The organism is Denitrificimonas halotolerans (assembly GCF_034259425.1).
In the GTDB taxonomy this organism is placed as follows: domain Bacteria; phylum Pseudomonadota; class Gammaproteobacteria; order Pseudomonadales; family Pseudomonadaceae; genus Denitrificimonas; species Denitrificimonas halotolerans.
Map to the genome: position 1 here is coordinate 36,440 of NZ_JAXIVU010000018.1, position 12,117 is coordinate 48,556.

10 protein-coding genes are annotated in these 12,117 nt (G+C 45.6%); 9 read left to right on the forward strand and 1 reads right to left on the reverse strand.

Annotation, left to right across the window (positions count from 1 at the left end; genetic code table 11):
- The first annotated feature begins 1 nt into the window (after position 1).
- The 7 genes from sdhA to sucD all read left to right on the forward strand — a co-directional run bounded on the left by sdhA (position 2) and on the right by sucD (position 10,943).
- Complete coding sequence (gene sdhA / locus TOI97_RS11165; protein WP_321554208.1) at positions 2 to 1,789, forward strand: succinate dehydrogenase flavoprotein subunit; 1,788 nt, start codon at positions 2 to 4, stop codon at positions 1,787 to 1,789.
- Positions 1,790 to 1,815: 26 nt separating this feature from the next.
- A complete protein-coding gene (locus tag TOI97_RS11170; protein ID WP_321554217.1) occupies positions 1,816 to 2,520 on the forward strand; it encodes a succinate dehydrogenase iron-sulfur subunit in 705 nt (234 codons plus the stop codon).
- 254 nt (positions 2,521 to 2,774) lie between these two features.
- Positions 2,775 to 5,606, forward strand: coding sequence for a 2-oxoglutarate dehydrogenase E1 component (locus TOI97_RS11175; RefSeq protein ID WP_321554209.1), 2,832 nt, complete (start codon positions 2,775 to 2,777; stop codon positions 5,604 to 5,606).
- Between the two features lie 72 nt (positions 5,607 to 5,678).
- Entirely contained in the window at positions 5,679 to 6,881 is a 1,203-nt protein-coding gene (gene sucB / locus TOI97_RS11180; protein WP_321554210.1) for a dihydrolipoyllysine-residue succinyltransferase, read from the forward strand.
- 70 nt (positions 6,882 to 6,951) lie between these two features.
- The gene (lpdA, locus tag TOI97_RS11185) at positions 6,952 to 8,388 is read left to right on the forward strand and encodes a dihydrolipoyl dehydrogenase (protein WP_321554211.1); all 1,437 of its coding nucleotides are present in this window, start codon (positions 6,952 to 6,954) and stop codon (positions 8,386 to 8,388) included.
- Between the two features lie 504 nt (positions 8,389 to 8,892).
- Positions 8,893 to 10,059 (forward strand): ADP-forming succinate--CoA ligase subunit beta, encoded by a 1,167-nt coding sequence (sucC, locus tag TOI97_RS11190; RefSeq protein WP_321554212.1) that lies wholly within the window; start codon positions 8,893 to 8,895, stop codon positions 10,057 to 10,059.
- Between the two features lie 2 nt (positions 10,060 to 10,061).
- The gene (gene sucD / locus TOI97_RS11195) at positions 10,062 to 10,943 is read left to right on the forward strand and encodes a succinate--CoA ligase subunit alpha (protein ID WP_321554213.1); all 882 of its coding nucleotides are present in this window, start codon (positions 10,062 to 10,064) and stop codon (positions 10,941 to 10,943) included.
- Between the two features lie 327 nt (positions 10,944 to 11,270).
- On the opposite strand, the gene TOI97_RS11200 is transcribed toward sucD, so the two are convergent.
- The gene (locus TOI97_RS11200; RefSeq protein ID WP_321554214.1) at positions 11,271 to 11,600 is read right to left on the reverse strand and encodes an RNA-guided endonuclease InsQ/TnpB family protein; all 330 of its coding nucleotides are present in this window, start codon (positions 11,598 to 11,600) and stop codon (positions 11,271 to 11,273) included.
- A gap of 22 nt (positions 11,601 to 11,622) precedes the next feature.
- Here TOI97_RS11200 and TOI97_RS11205 point away from each other — a divergent pair, with 22 nt between their 5' ends.
- Both TOI97_RS11205 and TOI97_RS11210 read left to right on the forward strand, forming a co-directional pair.
- Positions 11,623 to 11,799 carry a DUF805 domain-containing protein gene (locus TOI97_RS11205; protein ID WP_321554218.1) on the forward strand — a complete coding sequence of 59 codons (177 nt, stop codon included), beginning with the start codon at positions 11,623 to 11,625 and terminating at the stop codon, positions 11,797 to 11,799.
- Positions 11,800 to 11,951: 152 nt separating this feature from the next.
- On the forward strand, positions 11,952 to 12,117 hold a 166-nt coding region (locus tag TOI97_RS11210), incomplete at its 3' end, for a transposase (RefSeq protein WP_321554012.1).

Sequence of the window (12,117 nt, forward strand, 5' to 3'; positions counted from 1 at the left end):
CATGGCCAGTATTCGTACTATCTCTTATGATGCCATTATTGTTGGTGGCGGCGGCGCTGGTATGCGCGCGTCACTGCAGTTAGCCCAAGGTGGGCATAAAACTGCCGTAGTAACTAAAGTGTTTCCTACGCGCTCGCACACTGTATCAGCTCAAGGTGGTATCACCTGCGCAATCGCATCAGAAGACCCGAATGATGATTGGCGCTGGCACATGTACGATACCGTTAAAGGTTCCGACTATATCGGTGACCAAGACGCTATCGAGTACATGTGTTCAGTTGGCCCAGAAGCTGTTTATGAGCTTGAGCACATGGGTTTACCTTTCTCTCGTACAGAGAAAGGGCGTATTTATCAGCGTCCTTTTGGTGGTCAGTCGAAAGACTTTGGCCGTGGTGGGCAGGCTGCGCGTACATGTGCTGCAGCGGACCGAACAGGTCACGCATTGTTGCATACCTTGTATCAGGCTAACCTTAAGCACGGTACCTCGTTCTTAAATGAGTGGTATGCCGTTGATTTGGTTAAAAATCAAGATGGTGCTGTAGTTGGTGTTGTTGCAATCTGCATCGAGACTGGTGAAGTTGTACATATCCGCTCAAAGGCTGTTGTTTTAGCAACAGGTGGTGCGGGTCGTATTTACGCTTCAACTACGAACGCGTTGATCAATACTGGTGATGGTGTTGGTATGGCGCTGCGTGCAGGTGTTCCAGTCCAAGATATGGAAATGTGGCAGTTCCACCCGACCGGTATTCATGGCGCTGGTACCTTGGTTACTGAAGGCTGTCGTGGTGAAGGTGGTTACTTAATCAACAAGCATGGTGAGCGCTTCATGGAGCGTTATGCTCCGAACGCTAAGGACCTTGCTGGGCGTGACGTTGTTGCACGTTCTATGGTTAAGGAAATTTTAGCTGGCAATGGTTGTGGTCCGGATGGCGACCATGTATTGCTGAAACTTGACCACTTGGGTGAAGAAGTACTGCATAGTCGCTTGCCAGGTATTTGTGAGCTGTCGAAGACTTTTGCTCATATTGACCCTGTTGTTGCTCCAATTCCTGTGGTTCCAACTTGTCACTATATGATGGGCGGTATTGCGACTAATATCCATGGACAAGCTATTGCACAGGATGCGCAAGGTAACGACAAGATCGTTGAAGGTTTGTTTGCTGTAGGTGAAGTCACTTCTGTATCTGTACACGGTGCAAACCGTCTGGGTGGTAACTCGCTACTTGACCTGGTTGTATTTGGTCGTGCAGCAGGTTTACACCTAGAAAAGAGCTTGCGTGAAGGTGTTGATACCCGTGATGCTAGCGAAAGCGATATTGAAAGCTCCATGGCCCGTTTGTCTGCACTGAACGAGCGTACAACTGGAGAGGACGTTGCTCCGCTGCGTAAAGAATTGCAGAACTGCATGCAGAATAACTTTGGTGTATTCCGTACTGGTGAATACATGCAGAAAGGTATTCAAGAGCTGGCAGATATGCGTGAGCGTATTGCTAACGTTAAGATTAACGATAAGAGCAGTGCCTTTAACACCGCACGTATTGAGGCGCTTGAGCTACAAAACCTATTTGAGGTTGCAGAAGCGACGGCTATTGCTGCAGAAGCACGTAAAGAGTCCCGCGGTGCTCACGCCCGTGAAGACTACGAAGATCGTGATGATGAGAACTGGTTGTGCCATAGCATGTACTTCCCAGGAGAGAAGCGTGTTGGTAAGCGTGCCGTTAACTTCTCAGTCTCAGAAGCAGTTGCAAAAGATGCTGAGCACTTTAAACCTCAAGAACGTAAATATTAAGGGTTATCACGATGACGTTGCCTAAAATATTGCAAGTTAGCGTTTACCGCTATAATCCAGATGTTGACCCAGCACCATTTATGCAGGACTTCAATGTAGATATTGATGGCCGTGATATGATGGTGTTAGACGTTCTAGCTCTGATTAAAGAGCAGGATGAAAGTATGTCTTACCGTCGCTCATGCCGTGAAGGCGTGTGCGGTTCAGATGGTATGAATATCTCTGGTAAAAACGGTCTAGCTTGCATTACACCACTATCAAGCGTGGTCAAAGATGGTAAGTTGGTACTACGGCCACTGCCGGGCTTGCCTATTATTCGTGACTTGGTTGTAGATATGAGCATCTTCTACAAGCAGTACGAAAAGGTTCAGCCGTATTTACAGAATGATACACCTGCGCCAGGTATGGAGCGCTTACAGTCACCAGAAGATCGTGAAAAGATTGATGGCCTGTATGAGTGTATTTTATGTGCTTGCTGCTCAACCAGCTGCCCATCATTCTGGTGGAATCCAGATAAGTTCCTCGGCCCAGCAGCTTTATTGCAAGCTTACCGTTTCTTAGCGGACTCACGTGATACGCAAACCCAAGAGCGCTTGGCGCGTTTGGATGACCCATTCAGTGTATTCCGTTGTCACAACATTATGAACTGTGTCAATGTGTGCCCTAAGGGTTTGAACCCAACGCGGGCAATTGGCCATATTCGCAGCATGTTGTTACAAAGTGGTACTTAATTTATAACAGTAAATGTTGTAAATACTCTAACCACTTACATGAGCACCTTCATGTAAGTGGTGTTTAACGAAAAAAGCAGCCCAAAAAGCTGTTTTAAACAAATTTGAAGACCAGCAGGGGCATCCGGGCTGGTGCCCGGACTATCTGCGGGGAATCTGTAGTGGCTTTATCCAAGTCGCTGTTCGTGACTTTGTGACTAAATGCCGTTAAGTTTCCATGCCGGTAGTGTCCCCCTTATCAAGGGTGACCTAGCATGCAAGAAAGCGAAATGCAGCGCATGTGGAGCAGTGCCCACCTATCCGGTGGGAATGCTGCCTATGTGGAAGAGCTATATGAACTCTACCTGCACGATCCGAACTCCGTTCCGGAAGAGTGGCGTACTTATTTCCAAAAACTGCCTACGCAAGGCGGTTCGAGTACTGATGTCTCACACTCAACAGTTCGTGATCAATTTGTCTTATTGGCTAAAAACCAAAGACGAGCCCAGCCTGTATCGGCTGGTAGCGTAAGCACTCAGCATGAGAAAAAACAGGTTGAGGTGTTACGCTTAATTCAAGCCTATCGTATGCGTGGCCATCAGGCCTCTCAACTTGACCCGCTCGGTTTGTGGGTACGCCCAATGCAGGCAGACCTAACCGTACAGCATTACGGGTTGACTGATGCTGACCTCGATAGCGTGTTTCATACTGGTGATTTAAATATCGGTAAAGAAGAAGCAACGTTACGTGAGATTCAGCAGGCGTTACAAGATACATATTGCGGCACCATTGGTGCTGAGTTTACGCATATTGTTGACTCAGAGCAGCGTCGCTGGTTTCAGCAGCGTCTAGAGAGTGTGCGTAGTCGTCCAAGTTTTACACCTGAAGTACGCAAGCATATTCTTGAGCGTCTCACGGCAGGTGAAGGCTTAGAAAAATATTTAGGTACTAAGTACCCAGGCACTAAGCGTTTTGGCCTTGAAGGTGGAGAAAGCTTGATTCCATTAATGGATGAGCTTATTCAGCGTTCAGGCTCTTATGGTGCAAAAGAAATTGTTGTAGGTATGGCACACCGTGGACGACTCAATGTCCTTGTGAATACTTACGGTAAAAATCCGCGTGATTTATTTGATGAGTTTGATGGTAAGCGTGTTGAAGGCTTAACCTCAGGCGACGTTAAATACCACCAAGGTTTTTCCTCTAACGTTATGACGCCCGGCGGCGAGGTGCATTTGGCACTGAATTTTAACCCTTCACACTTGGAAATCGTTTCTCCGGTGGTTGAGGGTTCTGTGCGTGCACGTCAGGATCGCCGTAACGATACCAGTGGCGATAAAGTTGTTCCAATTACCATCCATGGTGATTCTGCGTTTGCAGGGCAGGGTGTGGTAATGGAAACCTTCCAGATGTCACAGACCCGTGGTTATAAAACGGGTGGTACAGTTCGTATTGTAATCAACAACCAAGTTGGTTTTACAACGAGCAAACCTGAGGATACGCGCTCTACAGAATATGCAACAGACGTTGCTAAAATGATTCAGGCGCCTATTTTGCATGTGAATGGTGATGATCCTGAAGCAGTGCTGTTTGTTACCCAGCTGGCATTAGATTACCGCATGCACTTTAAGCGTGACGTGGTTATTGATTTAGTTTGTTACCGCCGTCGTGGTCACAATGAGGCGGATGAACCAAGCGGAACGCAACCGCTTATGTATAAGTTGATCAGCAAACAACGTACGACTCGTGAGTTGTATGCAGAAGCGCTCGTTAAAGAAGGTGTGGTAAGCACTGAAGAGGTTGAAGAGCTGGTTAATGAGTATCGCACAGCACTCGATAATGGGTTGCATGTGGTACAAAGTCTAGTTAAAGAGCCAAACAAAGAACTGTTTGTTGACTGGCGTCCATACCTTGGACATAAGTGGACTCCACGTTTTGACACAACATTTGATCTGAAAACCTTGCAGGATCTCACACTTAAGTTGCAAGAAACGCCAGACGGTTTCGTCGTGCAGCGTCAAGTGTCGAAGATTCTTGAGGATCGTCAGAAAATGGCGGCTGGTGGCTTGCCAATTAACTGGGGCTTTGCTGAAACTGCCGCTTATGCCAGCCTGTTATTTGAAGGTTACCCAATTCGAATTACAGGCCAGGACGTGGGGCGTGGTACTTTCTCTCACCGTCATGCGGTTTTACATAACCAGAAAGATGGTGAAACCTATATAGGGTTACAGAACCTGTACAAAGATCAGCCACGCTTCGATTTATACGATTCCTTCCTATCTGAAGAAGCGGTGCTTGCATTTGAATATGGTTATGCTAGCACGATGCCGAATGCATTGGTGATTTGGGAAGCTCAGTTTGGTGACTTTGCCAACGGAGCACAGGTTGTGATTGACCAGTTTATTACCAGTGCTGAAACAAAGTGGGGTCGTTTGTCGGGTTTAACTATGTTGTTACCGCACGGCTATGAAGGTCAAGGTCCTGAGCACTCATCGGCACGTCTGGAACGCTACTTGCAGTTGTGTGCTGAGCACAATATCCAAGTCTGCATTCCAACGACACCTGCTCAGGTTTACCATATGTTGCGTCGTCAGACGATTCGTCCGTTGCGTAAGCCGTTAATTGCTTTAACACCGAAATCTTTGTTACGTCATAAGTTGGCCACTTCCACTTTAGAAGATCTAGCACAGGGCACTTTCCATAATGTCATCGGCGAGATTGATGCGTTAGATGCAGATAAGGTGGAGCGTCTGATTCTGTGTAGCGGTAAGGTTTACTACGACTTGTTAGAAAAGCGTCGTACTGAAGGCTTAGAGAATACTGCAATTGTGCGTATTGAGCAGTTGTATCCGTTCCCAGAGGATGATTTGGCTGCGGAGCTGGCTAAATACAAGAACTTAAAACACATCGTGTGGTGTCAAGAAGAGCCAATGAACCAAGGTGCTTGGTATCCAAGTCAGCATCACATGCGTCGTGTGGCTTATGCTTATGACAATACTTTAGAATTGAAGTATGCAGGCCGTATTGCATCTGCTTCTCCTGCATGTGGTTACCCATCCATGCACGCAGAGCAGCAAGCGCAATTACTGCAAGATGCGTTTGTAGTTTAAATCAGCGAAAGAGCCGCATTGTTATCAATGCGGCTTTTGCGTAACAACCGAAGAATAGGAATTTATTTTATTATGGCTATTGAAATTAAAGCCCCAGCTTTTCCAGAGTCAGTCGCTGATGGCACCGTTGCTACATGGCACAAGCAAGTCGGTGAAGCAGTAAAGCGTGATGAGCTCATCGTTGATATCGAAACTGATAAGGTTGTTATGGAGGTTTTGGCAGAAGCTGATGGCGTAATCACTGAAATAGTTGCAGAAGAAGGTGCAACTGTTTTAAGTGGTGAGCTATTGGGTAAACTGGATACTGAAGCCGTTGCGACAGCTCCTGCCGCTCCTGCAGCTGAAGTAGCAGTATCTGAGCCTGCTGCTGCGGCGACTGCAGGCGAGCCTGTACTGTCACCTGCAGCGCGTAAAATTGCTGCAGAAAACGCGTTGGATCCAGCTGCAATTTCAGGCACTGGTAAAGATGGGCGTGTAACGAAAGAAGATGCCGTCGCAGCAGCAGCGAATAAGCCAGCAGCAGTGGCAAAAGCTCCAGCAGCGGCTGTTGAGCCTTTGGCAGCAGCAGGTGATCGCATTGAGAAGCGTGTACCTATGACACGTTTACGCGCAAGAGTTGCCGAACGTTTGGTTGAGGCTCAGTCTAATATGGCTATGCTTACAACCTTTAATGAAGTCAACATGAAGCCGATCATGGATCTGCGTAACAAGTATAAGGACTTGTTTGAAAAGACTCATAACGGTGTTCGTTTAGGCTTTATGTCCTTCTTTGTTAAAGCAGCAACCGAAGCGCTGAAGCGTCAGCCAGGCGTGAATGCTTCCATTGATGGTAACGATATTGTTTATCATGGTTATCAAGACATTGGTGTTGCGGTATCCAGTGATCGCGGCTTGGTCGTACCTGTATTGCGTAATGCAGAGTTTATGAGCCTTGCAGAAATCGAAGGTAATATTCGTGACTTAGGCTTGAAAGCTCGTGATGGTAAGTTAACCATCGAAGAGATGACAGGTGGTACTTTCACGATTTCTAATGGTGGTGTATTTGGTTCATTGCTGTCTACGCCGATTGTTAATCCACCACAGACAGCAATTTTAGGAATGCATAAGATCCAAGAACGTCCTATGGCTGTAGATGGTGAAGTTGTGATTTTGCCAATGATGTACTTAGCATTGTCATATGATCACCGCTTAATTGATGGTAAAGAGGCCGTAACCTTCTTAGTTACCATGAAAGATTTGTTAGAAGACCCAGCACGTTTACTACTGGATATCTAATACAATACCACGGCTACTTGAATAGTGGCCGTGGTGCGTGGCCATAGATGCCGCATAATGAGGAAACCTAATGAGTCAGAAATTTGATGTAATTGTCATTGGTGCAGGCCCTGGCGGATATGTTGCAGCCATTAAAGCTGCACAGCTCGGTCTAAAGACTGCGTGTATCGAAAAGTACAAAGGTAAAGATGGTAAGTTAGCATTGGGTGGTACTTGCCTAAACGTAGGCTGCATGCCTTCTAAGTCTTTGCTAGATAGCTCCTGGAAATACCATGAAGCTAAAGAAGGCTTTAAAGTTCATGGTATCGGTGTTTCCGATGTAACTATGGATGTGCCTACGATGATCGGTCGTAAAGACACAATCGTAAAAAACCTAATTGGTGGTATTGCAGGCTTATTTAAAGCCAATGGTGTGACCACTATCGAAGGGCACGGTAAGTTACTGGCTAACAAGCAGGTTGAAGTAACTGCTGAAGACGGTTCTGTTCAAGTTTATGAAGCAGACAACGTAATTATTGCTGCAGGTTCACAGCCAATTGATATCCCACCTGCACCTGTTGATCAAGATGTTATTGTTGATTCAACTGGGGCATTGGATTTTCAAGCAGTACCTAAGCGTCTTGGCGTAATCGGTGCTGGTGTGATTGGTCTTGAGCTGGGTTCAGTTTGGGCGCGACTTGGTGCTGAAGTGACTGTTATTGAAGCGCAAGATAAATTCTTGTCAGCGGTTGATGAGCAGGTTTCTAAAGAAGCGTTGAAGATTTTTGCAAAACAAAAATTAGATATTCGCTTAGGAGCACGCCTAACAGGATCTGAGGTTAAAGACGGTGAAGTCACTGTTACCTTTACAGATGCTAAAGGTGAGCAGCAAATGACATTTGATAAGTTAATTGTTGCTGTGGGTCGTCGTCCGGTAACCAATAATGTGTTATCAGCTGATAGTGGTATTGATATTGATGAGCGTGGTTTCATTTATGTCGATGATACTTGTGCAACAAGTGTACCTGGTGTGTATGCGGTAGGTGATGTTGTACGTGGTCCAATGTTAGCGCACAAAGCTTCTGAAGAAGGTGTGATGGTTGCTGAACGCATTGCTGGCAAGCAAGCTCAGGTTAACTATGATTTAATTCCGAGTGTTATTTATACTCACCCTGAAATTGCAGGTGTTGGTCAGACCGAGCAGCAGTTGAAAGGTGATGGTGTTGCGATCAATGTTGGGGTCTTCCCATTTGCAGCAAGCGGTCGTGCAATGGCTGCGAATGACACAGCCGGTTTTGTAAAAATCATTGCTGATGCGGAAACAGATCGTGTGCTAGGTGTACATGTGATTGGCCCAAGCGCAGCAGAGCTCGTGCAGCAAGGTGCGATCGCAATGGAATTTGGTACTAGTGCAGAAGACTTGGGATTGATGGTGTTCTCGCACCCAACCTTGTCTGAAGCAGTTCATGAAGCGGCGCTTGCCGTGAATGGGCAAGCGATTCATATCGCAAATCGCAAAAAGCGTTAATCGAATAGACCGCCCCTTTTTAGGGGCGGTTTTCGTTCTACTCCAAGTGAAGGTGGTCAACATCGTTCACGACTTGGGATACTCATACCATAATAATAAAATCGTAATTATTAAAGTTGCGGAAAGCCACATTTTTAATGGGATTGGCGAAGTAACCCGCTAGAAGTGGCTAAAATCCTTGCGGTAAATAGTCCTAGAATATAAGTGGTTTGCTCCTGTCTTGTTCTTAAGTAAGTGAATAAGGTGTGCACTACCCAAGCATGTTTGAGTTGAGTTACTGTGCATTGTCCGATTTGAACTTGGAAAAGTGTTGCAGGACTTAGAATAAGATCATGGATGTGTAGTGGCTATGTTCTCGTCTGTAACTGCACTATAAATACGGCTAAGAGTGTTTTCGCGGTTAGGCATCGCTCTAGCAGTAGGCATTCAGCGTCTTTAAGGCAATGAGGATGTCAAACTTTATAAAGGGCGGATCACACACTCAGAATTTAAAGGTGGGGCAGTATGAATCTTCATGAATACCAAGCAAAACAACTGTTCGCTGAATATGGCTTGCCAGTTTCGTCAGGTATTGCTGTCGAAAGTGCTGCGGCTGCTGCTCAAGCATGCCACGATATCGGTGGTGAGCGTTGGGTTGTAAAAGCACAAGTGCATGCCGGTGGACGGGGTAAAGCTGGCGGTGTCAAGCTGGTCACGAGCCCTGAAGATGCTCAAGATTTTGCTGCGCAATGGTTAGGTAAGCGCCTAATTACTTACCAAACAGATGAGAAAGGCCAGCCAGTTAGTTGTATTTTGGTTGAGGCCTGCACAGACTTTTGTAAAGAACTGTATTTGGGTGCTGTGGTTGATCGAGCAACACGCCGTGTAGTCTTTATGGCCTCTACTGAGGGAGGGGTTGATATTGAGAAAGTTGCTGCTGAAACACCAGAAAAAATTCTGCAAGTTTCTATTGATCCAACAATTGGTGCTCAGCCTTTCCAGGGGCGTTATTTGGCCTATCAGTTAGGACTCAGTAATGAGCAGGTTAAGCAGTTTACTAAGATTTTTTTAAGTTTAGCTCAACTCTTTGTAATTTATGATATTGCGTTATTGGAAGTGAACCCCCTAGTAATCAAAAATGATGGCTATTTGCACTGCTTGGATGCCAAGCTGGTGATAGATAGCAATGCCTTATACCGTCAGCCTAAATTACGTTCGATGCAAGACCTTGCTCAAGACGATCCGCGTGAAACACATGCAGCAAAATTTGAATTGAACTATGTTGCCTTAGAGGGCGATATTGGATGTATGGTCAACGGAGCAGGACTGGCTATGGGGACTATGGATATTGTCAGTCATCATGGTGGGAAGCCTGCTAACTTTCTTGATGTGGGAGGTGGGGCCACTAAGGAACGAGTTTCGGAAGCGTTCAAGATTATTCTTTCTGATAATAATGTAAAAGCCGTATTGATTAATATTTTTGGTGGGATTGTCCGTTGTGACATGATCGCAGAGGGTGTAATAGGGGCGGTTAAAGAAGTGGGTGTGCAGGTTCCTGTGGTGGTGCGTTTGGAAGGTAATAATGCTGAGTTGGGCAGCAAAGTTCTTGCAGAAAGTGGATTAAATATTATTGCTGCAACCAGTTTAAGTGATGCTGCCATTAGGGTTGTTGCTGCTGCCAAAGGAGAGTAAGTGTGAGTATTTTAATTAATAAAGATACTAAAGTTATTTGCCAAGGGTTTACTGGCGCACAAGGCACTTTCCATTCAGAGCAAGCGATCGCATACGGGACTCAAATGGTCGGTGGTGTCACACCGGGTAAGGGGGGAACGGTGCATCTTGGTTTACCTGTATTTGATACGGTTTTGGAGGCCGTAGATGCTACAGGCGCAGATGCATCTGTGATTTATGTGCCAGCTCCTTTTTGTAAAGATTCAATTTTAGAAGCAGCTTTTGCTGGTATTAAGTTGATTGTTTGCATTACGGAAGGCATTCCTACATTAGATATGTTAGATGTGAAAATTAAGTGTGATGAATTGGGCGTGCGTTTAATTGGACCGAATTGCCCAGGTATCATTACCCCTGGTGAGTGCAAAATTGGTATTCAACCGGGCTTTATTCATATGCCTGGTAAAGTGGGTGTGGTTTCACGTTCAGGCACTTTAACCTATGAGGCGGTTAAACAAACAACCGATGCAGGCTTTGGGCAATCCACTTGTGTTGGCATTGGTGGCGACCCGATTCCCGGTTCAAGTTTTATTGATATTTTGAAAATGTTTCAAGCAGACCCGCAAACTGAAGCCATTGTAATGATTGGGGAAATTGGCGGTAGTGCGGAAGAGGAGGCAGCAGCTTTTATTAAGGCGCATGTAACTAAGCCGGTTGTAGCTTATATAGCCGGTGTGACAGCACCGCCAGGCAAGCGCATGGGGCATGCGGGAGCTATTATTTCCGGCGGGAAAGGCACTGCTGCGGAAAAATATGCCGCCTTAGACAATGCTGGTGTACGCACAGTTCGATCTCTGACAGATATTGGCCACGCGCTGGCAGAGGTGACAGGTTGGATGCATAAATAATCTACTTGTTTTGTTAGTGGGAAGTTGTAGATAACCCCTGAAAATATCTTTATTTTTAGGGGTATGAAGTGGTTTCTTTAATTGACGAGTAAAGTTTTTAACGAGCTCTTAATTTTATTGTATATAGTATTATCAAATCTAATTGCGCTGTAGTTTGTTTTTTATATTTCGTATTGTTTTAGAGTGTTTGTTTTGAGCTAATGTAATCATCCGATTTTAGGCTAGTGGATACACAAAGTGTAGAGAATTTATTTGTAATAAAAGCATATTGTTAAATCATGGGGTGAGTATGAACTGGTATATAGAAGTTTTGACATCCTCCCCGACCTAAAGGACGGGGATTTCTACTGCTAGACGACCATGCCCGGCCGCGAGAATGTTACGTGCCGCGTTGATATCGCGATCATGGGTGACACCACACCCACTGCACGTCCATTCTCTTATTCCAAGTCCTGCGATACCTTTCGGCTTCGATTCGGGCAAGCTGCCGCAACTCGAACAGGTTTGGGTGGTGTATGCCTCGTCAATTTCCTTAAAAACAATGCCTGCGTGAGCGCATTTATAGTCCAGCATTGTTTTTAATTGACCCCAGCCAGCGTCTAGCACTGACTTGGCCATCGTGGTTTTAACGAGCTTTAAACTACTGGCGTTGCCCACATAGATTTCACCACAGCGATTTATATTACTACCTAGTTTTGCGGTATCAGTACGACGCCTTCATGATACTAGTCGCAGCGGTTGGTGGTTGCTGATAGGTTTTTTTCCTATAGTTGGTTTTATTGTGCTGTTGGTATTTATGTTGCAAAACAGTCATTCAGGCTCAAATCAGTATGGTGATGCACCTAAAGAGATTTAGGTTAAATCTGATTGAGCAGTGGTACGTCGACGCTCATTTCCTTTAATTTATATACGTCGCTTTAACTTTTGTATTGGTTTTTAATTATTTGGTGGACTTCCCCTAAAACACTAGACACTCCTTAAGTTAGAATAAACCTTTAGGAGAGCATCATGGCAAAACCACGTTTTACACCTGAATTCAAAGCTGAAGCCATCAAACAAATAACCGAACGCGGTTATTCTGTAAAAGACGTCTCTGAGCGACTGGGCGTTTCAGACCACAGTCTTTACAACTGGCTCAAGCAACACAAGCAAGCGGCCAATCCTGATCCTCTGA